Source organism: Larkinella sp. VNQ87 (genome assembly GCF_049445795.1).
Taxonomy (GTDB): Bacteria; Bacteroidota; Bacteroidia; order Cytophagales; family Spirosomataceae; genus Larkinella.
In genome coordinates, this window is the sequence record NZ_JBMSDT010000003.1 from 263,275 (window position 1) to 280,411 (window position 17,137).

General features: G+C 52.7%; 15 protein-coding genes. 5 read left to right on the forward strand and 10 right to left on the reverse strand.

Translation table 11 applies throughout. From position 1 onward, the window contains the following. Positions 1–116: 116 nt before the first annotated feature. On the forward strand, positions 117–638 hold the full coding sequence (locus ACO2Q8_RS06295; RefSeq protein WP_423343930.1) for a Spy/CpxP family protein refolding chaperone: 522 nt from the start codon (positions 117–119) through the stop codon (positions 636–638). A 243-nt stretch (positions 639–881) separates the two neighbouring features. Here the strand turns inward: ACO2Q8_RS06295 and ACO2Q8_RS06300 are convergent, their stop codons facing one another. Further along, entirely contained in the window at positions 882–2,102 is a 1,221-nt protein-coding gene (locus ACO2Q8_RS06300) for a PQQ-dependent sugar dehydrogenase (RefSeq protein WP_423344142.1), read from the reverse strand. Positions 2,103–2,248: 146 nt separating this feature from the next. Between ACO2Q8_RS06300 and ACO2Q8_RS06305 the strand changes: the two genes are divergently transcribed. After that, the gene (locus ACO2Q8_RS06305) at positions 2,249–3,856 is read left to right on the forward strand and encodes a serine hydrolase domain-containing protein (protein WP_423343931.1); all 1,608 of its coding nucleotides are present in this window, start codon (positions 2,249–2,251) and stop codon (positions 3,854–3,856) included. Between the two features lie 90 nt (positions 3,857–3,946). Here the strand turns inward: ACO2Q8_RS06305 and ACO2Q8_RS06310 are convergent, their stop codons facing one another. Continuing rightward, positions 3,947–4,354, reverse strand: a complete 408-nt coding sequence (locus ACO2Q8_RS06310; RefSeq protein WP_423343932.1) for an EthD family reductase — start codon at positions 4,352–4,354, stop codon at positions 3,947–3,949. Between the two features lie 125 nt (positions 4,355–4,479). Between ACO2Q8_RS06310 and ACO2Q8_RS06315 the strand changes: the two genes are divergently transcribed. Continuing rightward, positions 4,480–5,346, forward strand: a complete 867-nt coding sequence (locus ACO2Q8_RS06315) for a LysR family transcriptional regulator (RefSeq protein ID WP_423343933.1) — start codon at positions 4,480–4,482, stop codon at positions 5,344–5,346. Between the two features lie 216 nt (positions 5,347–5,562). Then, positions 5,563–6,525, forward strand: coding sequence for a methylenetetrahydrofolate reductase (locus ACO2Q8_RS06320; RefSeq protein ID WP_423343934.1), 963 nt, complete (start codon positions 5,563–5,565; stop codon positions 6,523–6,525). Positions 6,526–6,545: 20 nt separating this feature from the next. Here ACO2Q8_RS06320 and ACO2Q8_RS06325 read toward each other — a convergent pair whose 3' ends face one another. Then, positions 6,546–6,854: a winged helix-turn-helix transcriptional regulator gene (locus ACO2Q8_RS06325; RefSeq protein WP_423343935.1), complete on the reverse strand. Its 309-nt coding sequence runs from the start codon at positions 6,852–6,854 to the stop codon at positions 6,546–6,548. A 196-nt stretch (positions 6,855–7,050) separates the two neighbouring features. Between ACO2Q8_RS06325 and ACO2Q8_RS06330 the strand changes: the two genes are divergently transcribed. Beyond that, positions 7,051–7,428: a DoxX family protein gene (locus ACO2Q8_RS06330; protein ID WP_423343936.1), complete on the forward strand. Its 378-nt coding sequence runs from the start codon at positions 7,051–7,053 to the stop codon at positions 7,426–7,428. A 4-nt stretch (positions 7,429–7,432) separates the two neighbouring features. Here the strand turns inward: ACO2Q8_RS06330 and ACO2Q8_RS06335 are convergent, their stop codons facing one another. The 7 genes from ACO2Q8_RS06335 to ACO2Q8_RS06365 form a co-directional block, all read right to left on the reverse strand. After that, positions 7,433–10,264, reverse strand: a complete 2,832-nt coding sequence (locus tag ACO2Q8_RS06335; RefSeq protein WP_423343937.1) for a T9SS type A sorting domain-containing protein — start codon at positions 10,262–10,264, stop codon at positions 7,433–7,435. A gap of 120 nt (positions 10,265–10,384) precedes the next feature. Next, on the reverse strand, positions 10,385–11,845 hold the full coding sequence (locus ACO2Q8_RS06340; protein WP_423343938.1) for a M20 family peptidase: 1,461 nt from the start codon (positions 11,843–11,845) through the stop codon (positions 10,385–10,387). Between the two features lie 4 nt (positions 11,846–11,849). Next, a complete protein-coding gene (locus ACO2Q8_RS06345) occupies positions 11,850–13,190 on the reverse strand; it encodes a DUF58 domain-containing protein (RefSeq protein WP_423343939.1) in 1,341 nt (446 codons plus the stop codon). Next, positions 13,187–14,158, reverse strand: a complete 972-nt coding sequence (locus ACO2Q8_RS06350) for an AAA family ATPase (RefSeq protein ID WP_423343940.1) — start codon at positions 14,156–14,158, stop codon at positions 13,187–13,189. Before ACO2Q8_RS06350 ends, ACO2Q8_RS06345 begins: the two co-directional genes overlap by 4 nt. Before the next feature lie 11 nt (positions 14,159–14,169). Beyond that, positions 14,170–14,832 carry a DUF4276 family protein gene (locus tag ACO2Q8_RS06355; RefSeq protein ID WP_423343941.1) on the reverse strand — a complete coding sequence of 221 codons (663 nt, stop codon included), beginning with the start codon at positions 14,830–14,832 and terminating at the stop codon, positions 14,170–14,172. Beyond that, on the reverse strand, positions 14,829–15,920 hold the full coding sequence (locus tag ACO2Q8_RS06360; RefSeq protein WP_423343942.1) for an AAA family ATPase: 1,092 nt from the start codon (positions 15,918–15,920) through the stop codon (positions 14,829–14,831). Before ACO2Q8_RS06360 ends, ACO2Q8_RS06355 begins: the two co-directional genes overlap by 4 nt. Then, positions 15,917–17,104 carry a DUF4350 domain-containing protein gene (locus ACO2Q8_RS06365; protein WP_423343943.1) on the reverse strand — a complete coding sequence of 396 codons (1,188 nt, stop codon included), beginning with the start codon at positions 17,102–17,104 and terminating at the stop codon, positions 15,917–15,919. Before ACO2Q8_RS06365 ends, ACO2Q8_RS06360 begins: the two co-directional genes overlap by 4 nt. Positions 17,105–17,137: the final 33 nt, after the last annotated feature.

Consider the following 17,137-nt stretch of genomic DNA (forward strand, 5'->3'; position numbering starts at 1 on the left):
GGGTTAGTCAGTGGCCGCTCGGCTGCGTCTTTTTTCCATACATCATTTTTTGCTTTAACCAATACGTACGAATTATCATATTGGTTTGTTAGCCATTACTTCCTGACAAACTATCTATGAGATTTTATGTAGTCCTTCTGATGGCGGCATCCGTTGCGGTGTCGGCTCAGGCTCAGCACGAGCACCATCACCAACTTTCTCCTTACAAAGACCAGGCTCAGCAGTCCGTCAAAGCCCTAACGGCGAAAGACGTCGACAACTATCTGAACGGTCGGGGCATGGGTCTTGCCAAACCCGGCGAACTAAACGGCTACCCCGGCCCCATGCACGTGCTGGAGCTGACCAGCGAAATGCGGCTCACGACTGAACAGAAAAACCGGATTCAGCAGATTTACGACGAAATGCACCGGAAGGCCGTCGAGTTGGGCGCGCAGATTGTCAGGAAAGAAACGGAACTGGACCAACTGTTTGCCAAACGCCAAATCACGCCGGAAGCCCTCCAGACTTTTACCGGCACGCTCGGAAGTTTGCAAGGCGAGTTGCGAAATGTCCACCTGGTTGCGCACCTGGAAACCGCCAAAATCCTCTCGCCTGAACAGGTCGCAGAGTATAATAAACGACGGGGATACGCGCATTAATCCTGTCTGGTAATATGCGCCTTGGTCAACTGCTTAAGGAGGTACTCGAAAAACCAAGTTAGCCTCCGTTGCTGTTCAAATTACGCGGGGACTGAATCGGATAATCGGTTTCGTACCCACGGACCGCCGGGCGGCCCCGTTTAGTCCGTGTGAGCCAGTATAACCTTCAAGTTGATACTAATTACTGGTTAAGAGAAGCTCACACGGACTAAACGGGGCCGCCCGGCGGTCCGTGGGTACGGATTACTTCTTGTACGCAATCCGGAAAATCGTGCCGCCGAGGTCATCCGAAACGTAGAGGGAGCCGTCGGGGCCTTGCGCCAGTCCACAGGGGCGGTGCTGGATGGGGCCGGTCGGTTTGGCAATATCGACTCCGGCAAAATTGTCGGCGAAAATTTCCCAGGGTCCGGCCGGTTTCCCGTTTTTGAACGGTACAAACGCTACAAAATAGCCCTTCTGCAATTCGGCCGACTGGCCGTGGAACGCGATGAACGCGCCGTTGCGGTATTTTTCGGGAAACATCGTTCCGGTATAAAACAGCAGGCCGTTCGGTCCGAGGTGGGCCGGGAAAGCCGCCACCGGGTCGAGCGTTTTTTCACCCCCGGTTTTCTTGCCGTCACCGCCGTATTCGGGTGCCAGGATCTTCTTTTTCTGGCGATGGTCGTAATACACATACGGCCAGCCCGCGTCGGCACCTTTTTTCAGCTCGTACATCGTTTCGGCGGGCAGTTCGGCGCTGTGCTGGGCCGTGTAATACTGCGGGTAAAAATCATGGAACTTGCCCCGGCCGTGTTGCATCACAAACAGCGAGTTGGTTTTGGGATTCCAGTCCAGCCCGACGACGTTTTTAAGGCCCGTGGCAAACCGGACGCCGTCGCCGTAAGTCTGGTTAAGCCGGTTGGCGTGGAATTGCCAGATACCGGCGGCCGAATCGAGCAAGGTGCAGGGCATCAGTCCTTTACCGGTTCCGGCTTCGCGACAGGCGTCATTGTCGGAGGCCACGTTTACGTAAATCATCGACTGGTTATCGACCGCAATCGACTTCGACTGGTCGCGTTCCTTCACCCGCAAACCGGTGACGATTTTCTCCGGCTGATCCGGCTGGATCACTTCGCCTTTGTCGTTCAGTTCATACCGAAATACCTCGCTGTTAGACGACGCGTAGAGGTACTTGTCGCGGATAAAAATGCCGGTGCCGGGGTAATCGCCAAAGCCCATCTGCTCGTCGGCTTTCCCGTCTTTGTTGGTATCGCGCAGTCGGTAAATGCCTTTGCCATCTTTCAGTTTCGCCAGCTTGACGTACACATCGCCGTTTTTGCTGACGACCAGGTGCCGAGCCGGACCGATGTCGGCGGTCAGGATGGTGGCCGAAAAACCGGCCGGTAATTTGATCGCCGACGGGTCGACGGTTTTTGGGGCAGACGTGGGCGCATCGCCGTTGGCCCACACGCTCGGGGCAATCATCAGCGCACTCATCAGACGAAGTGCCTGAATAGAGAATCGTTTCATGGAGGGTTTAGTGGTAAATTGGGAACCGTGAACCTAAAGATTGCTAATTTCTCCGTATTTTGGCAAGATCACCCGGTAAAATCATACTATTCCTAAGAAACATGACCCTGAATCGCCGAAATTTCCTGCATCAACTCGGGTTGGGCGTTGCGGGCGTTACCCTGGTTAACGCGCTGCCGCATGACCTCCTTGCCGCCCCAAACCGGGTTTTTCAGTTGCCCCGCAGCCTGCCCGAAGCGCAGGGCGTGTCGTCGGCCGGTTTGCTGAATTTTGTCAATGCCGTAGAAGCCGGTAAGCTGAACCTGCACAGCCTGATGGTGGTGCGGCACGGGAAGGTGGTGGCCGAGGGCTGGTGGGCACCTTACGCTCCGGCGCTCAAGCACACGCTGTACTCGCTGAGCAAAAGCTTTACGTCGACCGCCATCGGGCTGGCTGTGGCCGAAAAGCGGCTGACCGTCGACGATAAGGTGGTGTCGTTTTTTCCGCAAGATGTGCCCGCGACCGTGAGCGCCAACCTGGCGGCCATGCGCGTCCGGGATCTGCTGACGATGTCGACCGGCCACGACAAGGACTCGACCCCGGCCCTGTGGAACGATCCGGCGAACCCCAACTGGGTCAAATCGTTTCTGGCACAACCCGTTGAACACGAGCCGGGGACGTTCTTTGTCTACAACAGTGGGGCCACGTACATGCTGTCGGCCATCATCCAGAAAGTGACCAGCCAGAAGCTGCTGGATTACCTCAAACCCCGGTTGTTCGATCCGCTGGGCATCGAAGGTGCCGACTGGGAAACCGACCCGAACGGCATTGCCACCGGCGGTTGGGGCTTGCGCGTCCGGACGGAAGACATTGCCAAATTCGGCCAGTTATACCTGCAAAAAGGGATATGGAACGGCAAGCGGCTGTTGCCCGAAGCCTGGATTCAGGACGCGACCTGGTCGCACATTCATTCGAAAGGCGGTTCGCGGCCGAAAGAGGAAAACGACTGGCTGCAAGGCTACGGTTACCAGTTTTGGCGGTGCCGCCACGACGCCTACCGGGGCGACGGAGCTTACGGGCAATACTGCATCGTGATCCCGAACGAAGATACCGTTGTCGCCATCACGAGCGAAACGAGCGATATGCAGGCCATTCTGGATCAGGTCTGGAAGCACATTTTACCCGCCGTTCAGACCGGCGCTTCGGCCCCCACGGCTTCGGCTCCGTTGAAACAGAAACTGGCTTCGCTGGCCCTGCCGCTGCCAGCTGGCCAAGCCAACTCGCCGACAGTAGCCCGGGTGAACGGAAAACCGTACCAGCTTGCTGACAATACCTTGAAAATCAAACGGTTTTCGCTGGCGTTCCAAAAAGGTTCCTGCGTCTGCACGTTGCAGGACGAGCAGGGCGAACACCGCGTGACTTGTGGCCTGGGGCGCTGGGCCGAGGGCATCACCGATTTGTCGACCATTCCGCTGAAACTGGTGGCTACGCCGGTTCCGAACGAAACCAAAACCAAACTGGCCGCCAGCGGAGCCTGGAGCGACGAAAATACGTTTACAATGACCTGGCGGTTTATCGAAACCGCTCACTACGACACGGTTACCTGCCGGTTTTCGGGCGACGATCTGAAACTGGAGTTCCGCCGGAGTCTGGCAATTCTGACGAATGGCAAAGACCCGCGCCCGGTTTTGGAAGGCAAGTTGCTCGGGACGGTCTCGCAGGGGAAGTGAATGGAGACGCATCTCATTAACAGCCTTTTCGTGACCGCGACGACGTACCGTGCTGTTGCGGTCACGAATCTTTTTGTGGCTACCTGAGTTTTATTTGACCACCTCACTCACCAAAATGACCGGACTGATGTTGGTGTAATTGGCAAAATCGGCCCGAATGGCGTCTCGGTTTGGCCCGATAGCCGCCTGATAATCGCTTAAGCTTTTTACATAGAAAGTGCCGATCGCCATAAAAGGCAGTGGCTGGTTTGGAATACCGCTGGCAAGCCCTTTTTCAATCGTGTATTTCACCAGATTTGCTCCTAAAAATCCGGCGACCATTGGCATGTGCTTCGTTTCATAATACTCCATGTTAAAGGTTTTACCTTCAGCATACGGGTACATAATGGATACTTTAATCAAGCCTTTTTCAACAGCAGCCTTAGTCTGCTTTTCCTGACTAAAGGCAGCAGAACCTGTGATTAAAAGAAGAAGCGATACAACTAGTTTAAGTTTCATACTTGGTTTCATTAAGTGATAAAGAAGGTTCCATCTGAGTCTTATTCCGCAAATGTCTACATAGTGGCTATATTTACAAAACGCTATTTTTCGATGAGATCAATCGAAAAAACCGATTTAGAAAGATGGAATTAAGACAGCTCAGGTATTTTTTGCAAGCCAAAGAGTTATTGAATTTTACGGAAGCGGCAAAGGCGGTGAATATCAGCCAAAGCACGCTCTCTCAACAGATTAAGCAATTGGAGGATGAGTTGAATGTTCCGTTGTTTAACCGAATTGGCAAACGAATTACACTGACCGAAGCCGGGATGCTGTTTAGTGAGTACGCTGTGCAAAGCATCAATAAAGCTGCTGAAGGATTGTTGCTTTTACAGGATCTGAAAAATCTGAATACGGGCAAAATCACCATCGGGGTGATTTACTCGATGCGGATTCTTTTTGCCAAAACATTGATCCGGTTTGCACAGCAGTATCCAAAGATCAAAATCCAGGTTGTATTTGGTACTACCAAAGATTTACTCGAAAAACTTAACGCGCATCAATTTGACTTTATTTTAACTTTTCAGGAAGAAGCCAAAGAACCTCATCTGAATTATCAGACGCTTTTAAAGGCAACGATGGTATTGGTAACGGCTAAAAAATCACCGTTGGCTCAAAAGAGTACGATATCACTTCAGGAAGTGGCCGGGTTGCCCCTGGCATTGCCTTTTAGCGGTTATAGTACGATCCAGTTTTTTGAGGAGTCGTTCAGCCAACAAAATCTGAGCCCGAATATCTGTATGGAAATCAATGATATACCGACTTTATTCGAAATTGTAAAATCAGGCTATTGGTACACTATCCTGAGTGAAACCAGTGTGAACGATCCTGAGGTCGTGGGCATCCCGATTGATGGAGAAAATATGCGACGAACGATTATGATTATTTCGCTCAAAGATGCTTACGAAAAGAAAGCTGTAAAGAAATTTTATGAGATGTTAACGGAACGGTAGAGTTTTGACGACCTTATTCCCGGCCCGGTGTTACGTTTCCACCTTATCTGCCCGAAAACGGCAGCAACTGTAAACCGAGAGGAGCACCACCCACCAGGCTTCCTGACCGGTCGCTTTATAATTTGGACGGGATGTTGGCTAAGAGGTAAGGTTACCCGTATTTTTGTCGCCCCATCGGAACGTACGTTGTGTGCTTCCCATGCTCATCACTGACGTGTGCTGATCAAAGACAAAATCCTGATCATGTTTCTTAAGAAGATAAAAACCGCCGAATCAGGCATCCTGCTGTACGGCATCACCCCACCCAAAGCCAGTACTGAACCCGAACGAGTGGCCGAAATTGCCCAAAAAACCGTTGAACGACTCGCCAACCTGGATATTGATGCACTCGTGGTGTATGATGTGCAGGATGAGTCGGCCCGGACAACCGAAGAAAGACCGTTTCCATTTCTGACCGCGCTTGATCCGTTTGGGTTTGCCACCGGGTATTTAAAGGACTTACCCATTCCCAAAATAATCTATCGGCCTGCCGGTAAATTTTCTGCCGAAGCGCTGGCCGATTGGCTGGAAGTGCTGCATGCGCACAACTTCTATCCTGTTTTTGTCGGGGTACCAGCCCCTGATTTTCCCGTAAAGACCACGCTTCCGGAAGCTTACAAGCTCTGGAGCAGGCACCAGGGCACGTCGGTGATTGGGGCGGTAACGATCCCGGAAAGGCATAACTTGCTGAAGGATGAAGATGTCAGAATCCTGGATAAGATGAGCTGCGGAGTATCGTTCTTCATTTCCCAATGTGTATTCAATCTGGACTACGCCAAACAGGTCATCGATGACCTGGCCCTCCGCTGTCACCGGCAGCAGATTACGCCCCCGACGATTATTTTCACCCTTACAGCCTGTGGATCGGCCAAAACCCTTCATTTTATGGAGTGGTTAGGCATTCATATCCCGGATGAATTGAAAGAAGAGCTGAAAGCCTCAGAAGATATTCTTGGCAAATCGGTAAAGCTATGCCTTGACATTGCCTCGGCGCTCACCACCTTCTGTCTGGAACGCTCCATTCCCTTCGGTTTCAACATTGAAAGTGTGGCTATTCGCAAAGCGGAGATTGAGGCTTCCATCGATCTGGCAAGGGGAATAGGTCAGATGCTGAGAGACCAAGGGGTACGAAAGCCGTAAAACGGAAGTCCCCTTCCCGCTTATTTTCCGATAATCTCCTTACGATGGGCCAGCCCCCAATCGTGGAGCTCATTCAGGACTTTCTGCAACGACTGGCCGTGGGCGGTAATGGAGTATTCGACCGTCGGCGGGAACGTATCGTAGACCTCTCTGTTGATCAATTTAATCTCCTCCAACGCTTTCAGTTCTTTCGACAGGGTTTTATCGGTAATCCCGCTGATCTCTTTGGCGAGTTGGTTAAATCGTTTGGGGCCCGTGGCTAACGCAAACAAAATCAGTAGCTTCCACCTTCCTTCTACGGCTTCCAGTGCATCCCGGATCGAAAGCATATTTTTAGGGCATCCTTCTCCTGTCAACATTTCGTCTTGCTTTAGCTGGTTTCACGTTACGTTTGGTCAGCAACTATCCAATCAGGAAGCGCTTTCCGCTGGCAAGTAAAGGTAACTAGCTTTGTTTCATTAACGAACGAATGGAATGACAAACCAACCGAAATCTTTAAAGGCACTGCACGTGACCCTTTGGGTGGTGCAGACCGTACTGGCGGCCAGTTTAGGCTGGGCAGCCGCCGTGAAATGGATTCAACCCGTTGAAAAAGTCGCGGCCATGTGGCCCTGGGCAGGAGAAGTGCCTGCTGCTTTACTGAAATTGACCGGGATTATCGATTTCATAGGGGCCATCGGCTTGATGCTGCCTGCCCTGCTTCGCCTAAAGCCAATCCTGACGCCAATGGCTGCACTGGGCGTCATCGCGCTCATGGTGTGCGCCAGTATTTTTCACGTGGCACGGGGAGAAGCCTCGGTCATCGGGGCGAATCTGGTCTTTGCGGGAATGGCTGCTTTTATCGCCTGGGGCCGACTCAGGAAAGCACCGATCAAAGCTGTGCATTCAAACAAAGTCGGTTAACGGCTCACTCACTCCCGACCACCAGCTTCACGGTCTGCACCTGATCCGCGCTGGAAAACCGCAGGAAATACAAGCCTGGCGCGGTTTTCAGGCTGACGGGCAGCGCCCCCGACGGTGGGCGGTCGTACGAACGACGGTAAACGGTGCGGCCCAGGTTGTCGATCACCTCCAGCGTACCGGCTCGAAAACCGCCTGGCCATTCAATCCAAAATAGCTCTTTGGCGGGATTGGGGTATACCCTTAGCCGCCCGACGGCGGGTTCGATGGTCGTCAAAATCATCGGGGCCGATTCGTTGTAGCATCCTTCCTGCGTCACCCGGACGTGGTAGGTGCCCGCGCCCGGGTTGCGCAGAACTTGCCGGGTCGAATCCGGCAAGGGTTGGCCGTTGCGGTACCACTGGTTGTTAACGGGGCTGCTCGAGCGAAAACCGTCGCTTTCCAGCGTTACGGTCGGTTTGGGCGGTTTTGGTTTGAACGCCAGCGTAACATAGGCCGACGTTGGCCCCGCCAGACTACCGCGTTTCGGGCTGACGGCCACCGCTGTGTTTTGGTTGAAAGTCCGGACATTGCTGGTGGTTACCACGGTTGGCCCATCTTTCGTCAGCCAGGTGTAGGCGCTGAAATTTTCGGGCGCTTTGACCACGAGGCTGTCGCCCGCGCAGGCCGGATTGGGGCCGGTAACGGTCAAAACCGGTGTTTCGATGGCAACGGAAACCGGTTTGGAAACCACCGAACAGCCATCCTGCGTCACCCGGACGGTATACTCGCCCAGGAAAGCAGCCACGACGGTGTCGCGCGTCGTTTCGGTCCAGCGTTCGCCGTTCAAAAACCAGTTAAAGCTCGTAAACTTGCCCGTCGGTGTGACCCGCAGCCGGAAGCGGTCAGGGAATGGTTCGACGGTAATGACCGGCGTTTCCGGACCCGGTTTCAGGGTAATGGTAACGCTCTGCGGACTGCTCACTTCCTGGTCGCATTGCCGGGCTTTGGCCGAATAAAAACCGCCCTGTTTGGCAACGAGGGTGGCGGTTTGGACCCCGCTGATTTCCTGCTCATTCCGGAACCACCGGTAGTTGGTGAATGTCGCCGGAAGTCGGAGCGTAACGCTATCGCCGGGGCAGAGGGAGAGCGAGCCGGTTGACGTAATCGCCAGCGGGTCGGTGCTGGTGCAGGGCGGATCGAGGAGCAGGAGCGGGTCGCCGAAGTAAAACTGGACGATGTTGGTAGTATATCCGTATCGGTAGGCATCGCTGCTGTAACGCCCTTTGGTAAACAAATTAAATACCTGATTTTCTTTAAATTTCTCCAGGAGGGGTGACTCGTTATCATAGGAAACAATGCCGATGGGCGTAGAAAAGGCATTGACAAACAAGGTATTTCCTTTGTCGAGATACACGCCCGCCAGGTAATCCCGCGCCGTAATGTCGCCCACCGAGCAGGAAGCAAAGTCAAAAAGGAGAGTTTTGAGTTGAGGAAGCCCGTTAATTTCAGTTGGCGTTATCCCATAATAATGAAGGCCGGGCGACCCGTGACCGGTATAATACGCAATTTCGTAGGAATTGGCACCCAGTTTTTTCAGATAATCTTCTTTCCAGACTGGGTCAAAACCGTGAAAATCACCACCGTATTTTTTAGGTACATTAATGGTATCGTTGCCCGTCCAGCGGCCCGTCAGTTGCTCGATTTTTCGGGGAAGGCTGCCGTCGTAAAGCTGGGTATCGGCTAGCAGGACCTTTTTGTCAAATTTGATCTGACCGGTTTTGTAGCGATGCAGTTTATCGAAATACCGCAGAATATAGTCCTTACCTTCTTCGGGTCGGGTCGGGATGAGGGCACCGTAGGAAACGTCGACGCCGGAATACTGATAAAATCCGTTGCTTCGGTCATTCGGAATCAGGTCGTTGCCGACTAACTGGCAATCGTACCGCCGGTTGACAAAGGTGTTTTCTTGCCCATCGAACGGAAAATCCTGGACGGAAACTTTGGCGTATACGGCGATGCTGGAATGGAAATAGTGCCGTCCCGGAAGCACCTGATGGGTCTTATGATTCAGCACCTCCGACCGGATTGTTGCCGGGGCATTTCGACCGATGAAAAACAGGTAATGCAGGGGCGCATCGGCGTCGTAGTACCGGTTTTTGATTAGTTCGTAAAGCAGACCCTTTTCGGCGGGGTCGGTCGAAAGATAAACCGGCTCGAACACCAGGTTCGGATCGGCGCGGGTGGCGTCGGCTTTGTACACCGCCAGGGCCTGCTCGATCTGCGGGTCATTCTGGTACGGTTTATCCAGGACGAGCAAAACTTTCTTGGGCTTCGACGACGCGACCCCGGTTTTGTACTGCGCCTGGGCGGCTTGCTCGCCAGTACAGCCGTGCCAGTAAATCAGGTTGAAATAATATGTGGTATTTTCGTTCAATCCACTGAGCGGGATTTCTACTCGTCGCGAAATCCGGTCGATGATTTTGTTGGCAATGATGATTTCGTTGGCGGGGTCTCTCAACCCGGTTGATGACTTATACGACAACGTGAGCCACAGTCCGTCGTCCAGCGGAACGCCCTGATCGATGGAGATGGAAACCACCGCTGAGTTGGCCGGACGCCTGGGATCGGCCTTGAACGTTATTACGCCATAGTGCGCTTTTCGCGCAGCCGAAGCGCGGTTTGGGGCCGTTTTCGTCGTTTGATAAAAACCGTTCGGGTCGGTATGGACGGAAAAGGATTGGCCGAAAAGCAACGGAGCCGTGCTCAGAAGCAGGTAAATGCTAAGGAGATAGCAGTTGAAACCGCTGCGGAAGGCTACCCGGATTATCCTGTGCAGATTTAATAGAAATGTTGCCATACATACAGGATTCCGGTTTTCAGGAAAGGGTTTGACGGATTGCTTGATAAAGTTACAAATAATCTTATATTTCTATAAAATAGTAACAAACGCCAGCAACCGTAAACCGAATCCCGCTCATCACCGCTGGCTGTTCCGGATCAGCGTCGCGTAAAACCGGATCATGTTCTGGTAGTCGTTCAGGCTGATGCGCTCGTTGGTGCCGTGGACGCGCTGGGTGTCTTCGTCGTTCATGGGCGTGGGCGAAAACCGGAAAATCTGCGGACAGACGCGGGCGTAAAACCGCGAATCTGTACCGCCCAGCGTCAGGTACGGCGTGACGACGGTGCCCGGAAATACACCCTTGATCGTCTGGTGAATCCGCTCGAAGCCCAGGGCGTTCGGGTCGGACATGGGGGAGGGCTGGCTGATGAATTTTTTCAGGACGTTCACCTGAATGCGCTCATCGTCAACAATTTCCCGCACCCGTTCGGCCACCGACTCCACGGTTTCGCCCGGCAGAATCCGGAAATTGATCGTTGCCGTGGCTTCAATCGGCAGCACGTTGTCTTTGACGCCAGCCTGAAAAATGGTGGGCGCCGTCGTGGTGCGAAGCGTCGCATTCCCCGAGTTCGACTGAGCCATAATCTGCTTAATCAGGGGCGCAAACAGCCATTGGTTGGCGAACACAAGCCGCTGGCCGAGCGGCATTTCGGGGCCGATGTACGTAAACATCTGATCCAGGCCGGCATCCAGCCGGGCCGGAAACGGGTTCTTTTCCAGCTTGCTGACGGCTTCGGCCACCAGCCCGATGCTGGTTTGCTTCGGCGGCATCGACGAATGTCCTCCCTTGCTGACCGTCGTTAGCTCGATGCTGGCGTAGCCTTTTTCGCCAATGCCGATCAGCGCCACCGGCTGGTTCAGGCCCGGAATGCCGTCGGTTTTCAGCACCCCGCCTTCATCCAACACGTATTCCAGCGCGATTTTCCGCCGTTCGAGTTCGGCCGCGATGGTTTGTGCACCCCGGAACCCGGTCACTTCTTCGTCCTGACCGTACGCCAGCAGAATGGTCCGCTCGGGTTGAAAGCCGGTGCGGAGCAGCCATTCAACGGCTTCGAGTTGCGCCATCACGCTGCTTTTGTCGTCGAGCGTGCCGCGCCCGTACAGAAAACCGCCCTCGATCAGGCCCGCGAAAGGCGGTTTTTTCCACATGTTCTGCGTGCCCTGAATCACCGGAACCACATCGTAATGGCCCATCAGCAGAATCGGTTTGAGCGCCGAATTGCTCCCTTTCCATTCGTAGAGCAAACCGTACCGGTTAAACGTCTCGCGTTTCAACTGTTGATGAATCTGGGGGAACGATTGCTGCAACAACCCGAGAAACTGCTCAAACTGCGTGGTGTCCGTCAGCGCGTAGTCGGTAAACGAAACCGTGCGGAGTTGCAGGGCTTTCACGAGTCGCTGAACGGCCGAATCACCCACCGAAACGGCGGGCGGGGGCGGCACGTCGGTCAACTGCTTCGACGAAAACCGGAGCATGTTGACGAGCAGCACACTGATCAGAATGACCAGACCAAGCAGAAGCCAGCGGAGTCGTTTCATAAGCTTAAATCATGCCCCGGGCTTTCAGTTCGAGGTATTTATTGACGGTGTCGGCGGTCAGGTTCTGCGGGGCCGTCAGAATGGCCTGAATACCGTATTGCTGTAACTCTTTGACAATCTGTTTCTTCTCGTAATAAAACTTCTCGGCAATGGTTTTCTGGTAGACCTCTTCCGGGGTGTTGGCCGGATTGGTCAACAAACTTTTTAATTCGGTATTCTCAAAGAAAACGACGATCAGCAAATGCTCTTTCGCCATCCGGCGCAGGTACGGCAATTGCCGGTGCAGGGCGTTAACGGTCTCAAAATTAGTAAATAACAGCAATAAACTCCGTTGACGAATGTGCGCCCGAAGGTTGGCGTACAGGGCCTCGTAGTCCGATTCCAGAAACCGGGTTTTCTGGCGGTACAGCACTTCCAGAATCTTCTGCAAATGCCCCGGCCGACGTTCGGCCACGACCAGTTGCCCGACGCGGTCGGAGAACGTCAGCAGTCCCGCGCGGTCCTGCTTCAGCAGGGCGATGTTGCTCAACACCAGCGACGCGTTGATGGCGTAGTCGAGCAGCGTCAGGCCTTCGAACGGCGACTTCATGACGCGGCCTTTGTCGATGAGGCAGTAAATGGCCTGTGAGCGTTCGTCGCGGAAGGCGTTGACCATCAGATCACTCCGCCGGGCAGTTGCTTTCCAGTTGATCGTCCGCACATCGTCGCCCCGACTGTAGGCTCGCACCTGCTCAAACTCCATGCTGTGGCCGATGCGCCGGACCTTCTTGATACCAAGCTCCGACAAGCGGTTGGAAATCGCCAGCAACTCGTACTGCCGCATTTGCAGAAAAGACGGAAAAACCGCCACGGTTTTGTTTTGCGAAAACGGGTAGCGTCGTTTCAGCAACCGCAGCACGGTCATCACGTACACGTTCACGGCCCCGAACTGGTATTCCCCGCGTTTGGTTGGCCGCAGTTCGTAGCGCAGGGCCTTGGTTTCGTTGGGTTGCAGCGTAGTCGTAAACAAGATATCCCGCTTCTGAAACTGGAACGGGATTTCGTCGATAATCTCGAGATATGTTTGAAACGGATAGCGGTTTTCGAGATAAATCGTCACCGGGTTTTCGTCGCCGTTCGAGAGCCGGTCGGGCAGTTCGCGCCGGGCAAAAAAAGCCGCCCGCCCGGTGGGGTTTCGGAACAGCAACACGCCGTCGAGCACGCACAAAACCGCAAAAACCGCCAGCGCCAGTTTGACCAGCGGAAACAAAACCGGAAACACGTAGGCTGCTATGAACAACAGCACAAAGCCGATCAGCAGGAGCCAGACGCGAGTAGAAACGTAGAGCGCACGGGAAATTTTCATCGCGGCACGTCGATCTTCTGCACGACCTGGGCGATTACCTCATCGGCGGTGCCGCCTTCCATTTCGCGTTCGGGGGTGAGCAACACGCGGTGGCGCAGCACCGGCGCGGCCAGTTCCTGGATGTCTTCGGGTGTCACGAAATCGCGGCCCCGGAGCGTTGCCAGGGCTTTCGAGCTATTCAGCAGGGCCACCGACGCCCGGGGCGATGCGCCCAGAAAGAGCGATTTGTGGGTGCGCGTGCTCTGCACGATCTGCGCCACATATTCGAGCAGGTTGTCTTCAATGTGAACGCGGTGAACCTGTTCGCGCAGCGCCTGGAGCTGCGGGGCCGTCAGCCGAGACTGAACGGCTTCGACCGCGTCGGCCAGGTTGCGCCGTTCGTGGTGGCCCTTCAGGATGTTGACTTCCTCCAAAACCGTCGGATAACCCACGACGACTTTGAACAAAAACCGGTCGAGCTGGGCTTCGGGCAGGCGGTACGTACCTTCCTGTTCGACCGGGTTTTGCGTCGCCAGCACCAGAAATGGGTCGGTCAGGATGTACGTCGTGCCGTCGTTGGTCACCTGCCGTTCTTCCATGATTTCGAACAAAGCCGCCTGGGTTTTGGCGGGGGCGCGGTTGATTTCGTCGATCAGGACGATATTGGCGAAAATCGGTCCCCGGCGGTATTCAAATTCGGTCGTTTTGGGGTTAAAAATCGAAGTGCCGAGCACGTCGGACGGCATCAGGTCGGGCGTAAACTGAATCCGGCTGAAGTCCACCGAGATGGTTTTGGCGAGCAGCTTCGCCATCAGCGTCTTGGCCACCCCGGGAACGCCCTCGATCAGCACGTGGCCGTCGGCCAGCAGGGCCGTCAGCAGCAGATCAAGCGTTTGATGCTGTCCGACAATGACCTTCCCGATTTCGGTCCGGATGGCATCGACGGCGGTTTTTAGTTCGGTTAAATCCAGGCGGTTTTCAAAATTCATCGTTCGTTCTGTTAAGCTTGGGTAGCCATATGGGCTAATTTTTCGATCCAGGCACCAAAGCGCGGGCAGCGTTCAAGGATTTTCTCTATGCCGGTTTCAAGCGCCAGAATATTGCCCAAAGTCACTTTATTGTACTTGCTATTTTCGTATTGCCCAAAGGGTTCGAGTAAGCGGTACGACGGCGGCATGGTGTTGTTGATATCTTCCGGATTCGGAAATTCCTGAAGGATGGCTTCAAGGCGCTGACAAGCTTTAGCGGTAATGTACTTTTCATACCCATCAACGGAAGCAAACAACAGCGCTTCAAACTCATACTTTTGAATGTACGGAACAAAAAACCGGTTGTCGATAGCGTTTGTTAGTTCTCGTTCAAGACAGTCGATTCGTTCGTCGGTATTCAATTTTTTCTGACAAGCTTCAAAATGCGGAAAATCGTTGCCGAGTTTAAAATAATCGAGAAACGTAGAAATAACCAGATCAGTCTGGTGAGATAGCAGTGTAATATTCTTCTTCAAGCGTTCAAATTTAACATTGCCACCTCTGTGTTTAAATGAGCCAATTAATATAGCGGATACGGAATAAATACCGTATTTATTTGTCAGGTAAGGTTGAATTATTTGGCTAACAAATTCTTGCTCTGTTTGGCCTTCAACGACGATATCGATTCTTTTCATGGATTTCCGCCAAGCACATTCTTATTCCAAAGCTCTCCGAGTGAGTATTCGGCGAGCCAAATGTCAAGTTCTTCGCTACTTAACCGCTTAAAATGAGACTCATTCGCTGTATTATTGACCACAATGATGTCTTCGGGTTCAAAGTTGTCGATTAAACTGACCGATTGCGTTGAGATAATGATTTGTGATTTCTCGGAAGCGTTTTTCATCAAACCGGCCAAAATATTGATTGCATAAGGATGTAAACCCAACTCGGGTTCATCAACGATGATGGTTTCGGGAAGATTTGGTTGAAGAAATAAAGTACAAAGCGCAATAAAACGCAACGTACCATCGGATAAATCGGAGGCATCTAAATACATATCCGTGTTGTTCTGCCGCCATTTTAGCCGGATGAAATCGCCGTTCGGAACAAGATCAAACCGGTCGAAGTAAGGAGCAACTAGTTTTATGGTTGCTTCAATTCGGTTAAAAGCTAAAGGAGCTTCTATTTGCAAACCGAACAGAAAAGCCGCCAAATTCTCACCATCATTTCGTAGGTATCGATCGTCAGCAAGGCGCGCGGTTTTCTTTAGCGGTGCAGTTTTCGATGTATCGTGGAAATGATAAACTCGGAATGATTCAAGATAAACAACTAGGGCGTTCTTAAAATTTTCACCTGTAAGATTTGATTCAACGTGGCCTACACCATGTTCAAAATCACGCCATCCCCAATTAGAAGGGAATGAGCTATCCTGAATATTTTTGTATCCAGTAAGCTCTTTTGCAAAATATAATCCGTCTTGCTCGTTAGGCTTTAATATGAATTTATAAGACTCTAATATATCTTTATTGACACTTTGAAAGATTAAACTTCCAAGTAGATGATTACTATTTTTAAGTCCAAGATAGAGTAATTTACTAGCTCCTGCTTTATTCGCAATATACTCTCTCAATTGTTTATCGTTAATCGCATAAACAAGTCCAAAAAAATCAACAAAATTACTTTTTCCTGCCCCATTCGGGCCAATCAATATGTTGATGGGCTTTAACTCGAGCGTTAATTCCCGGATCGATTTAAAGTTTTCTATTTTGATTTCTTTGATCATAACGCTCTCGCCGTTGCGTAAAACTTCTCCATCAATTCATTCAACCGTAGCAAGTCGTATTCGCTCACCATTTGCTGCTGCGAAAAGGCAATCTGGCGGAACAGCGCCTGCACATCGGACTCCGGCACCCCGCTTTTCCGGGCCAGCGCCTGCTTGAAGTCTTCATCCGGTTTAGACGTATTCAGGCCGAATTGGTCGCGGATGTAGGCTAGAAAATACTGGATTTTCTTGTGCGCCAGGTTGTTGTGGTCTGCCTGCTGGTAATACAACCGTCCGACGGTTTGCACAAATTCCAGCGAGGTGTTTTTGGGCGGCTCCACCACCGGAATGACGCGCTGCGTGCGCTTCCCGGCAAAAATAACGTACAGCAACAGGCCCATCAGAGTCAAATAATACGCCCAGGTCAGGGGCGGCTGCGTCAGGATGTACCGAAACAGCGATTGTTCGTCTTCGTCAAACCGCCCGAGTTTCTGGTATTCGTCCCAGTAGGTGGGCCGGGCGGGCAGGTACGACAGGGCCTTGTAGGCGTAATCGCCCGTGGCCGAGTCAAGGACGTAAAAATTGGTAAAAGCCAACGGGATGTTGTGAATGTAAAAATCGCCTTGACCGTAGTGAATTTTCAGGAAAATCGGTTCGTTTCGGGCGTTTCGGCCCAGAACCGTGGTGTTCTCGGCTTTCGTCGTCACCAGAAAATTCCGGCCGTCGTCGTGCCGGAAATGGTAGTCGCCGGAGGCTTTGAGCGCCGGATTGGTAAAATTCATGCCCAGCGTGGTGTCGCGCAGGCTGGGTGCTTTCAGGTCGGCCCGAAAACCGAGTTGCCGCGCCAGCGAATCCGGAAATTCGTAGGCCGACACAAAAACCGTGTTGCCCCGCCGGACGTACGCCAGCAGCTTTTCCCGGTCAAACCGGCTTAGTTCCAGCGAATGGCAAACAAACACGTAATTGCTGCGGATGGGGAGCGTACTGTCTGATAAATGGTTGTAAACCGGCAGGCGCAGGCTCGTCACCGGTCGATTCGCTATCATCTCAGGGAGCAGTTCGAACAACACTTTCGTACCAAACGGAATTTTATCGCGGTTCGTGTACGTTGGATTCCAGTCGATGGGTTTCGGCCGGTAGTATTCAAACAGTCCGTAGGCGACGACGGTTGTAAGCAGGAAAAGAAAATACTTATTCGGTTTCAACGGACGGTGTGTTTCTTGCCGTAGGGTCAACAG

What these genes read in the sequence shown, in the direction of transcription:
- ACO2Q8_RS06300 (WP_423344142.1), bottom strand. Translation starts at nt 2,102, where the DNA reads ATGATTGCCCCGAGCGTGTGGGCCAACGGCGATGCGCCCACGTCTGCC.
- ACO2Q8_RS06340 (WP_423343938.1), bottom strand. Translation starts at nt 11,845, where the DNA reads ATGAAACGACTCCGCTGGCTTCTGCTTGGTCTGGTCATTCTGATCAGT.
- ACO2Q8_RS06355 (WP_423343941.1), bottom strand. Translation starts at nt 14,832, where the DNA reads ATGAAAAGAATCGATATCGTCGTTGAAGGCCAAACAGAGCAAGAATTT.
- ACO2Q8_RS06335 (WP_423343937.1), bottom strand. Translation starts at nt 10,264, where the DNA reads ATGGCAACATTTCTATTAAATCTGCACAGGATAATCCGGGTAGCCTTC.
- ACO2Q8_RS06310 (WP_423343932.1), bottom strand. Translation starts at nt 4,354, where the DNA reads ATGAAACTTAAACTAGTTGTATCGCTTCTTCTTTTAATCACAGGTTCT.
- ACO2Q8_RS06315 (WP_423343933.1), top strand. Translation starts at nt 4,480, where the DNA reads ATGGAATTAAGACAGCTCAGGTATTTTTTGCAAGCCAAAGAGTTATTG.
- ACO2Q8_RS06305 (WP_423343931.1), top strand. Translation starts at nt 2,249, where the DNA reads ATGACCCTGAATCGCCGAAATTTCCTGCATCAACTCGGGTTGGGCGTT.
- ACO2Q8_RS06345 (WP_423343939.1), bottom strand. Translation starts at nt 13,190, where the DNA reads ATGAAAATTTCCCGTGCGCTCTACGTTTCTACTCGCGTCTGGCTCCTG.
- ACO2Q8_RS06295 (WP_423343930.1), top strand. Translation starts at nt 117, where the DNA reads ATGAGATTTTATGTAGTCCTTCTGATGGCGGCATCCGTTGCGGTGTCG.
- ACO2Q8_RS06325 (WP_423343935.1), bottom strand. Translation starts at nt 6,854, where the DNA reads ATGCTTTCGATCCGGGATGCACTGGAAGCCGTAGAAGGAAGGTGGAAG.
- ACO2Q8_RS06360 (WP_423343942.1), bottom strand. Translation starts at nt 15,920, where the DNA reads ATGATCAAAGAAATCAAAATAGAAAACTTTAAATCGATCCGGGAATTA.
- ACO2Q8_RS06350 (WP_423343940.1), bottom strand. Translation starts at nt 14,158, where the DNA reads ATGAATTTTGAAAACCGCCTGGATTTAACCGAACTAAAAACCGCCGTC.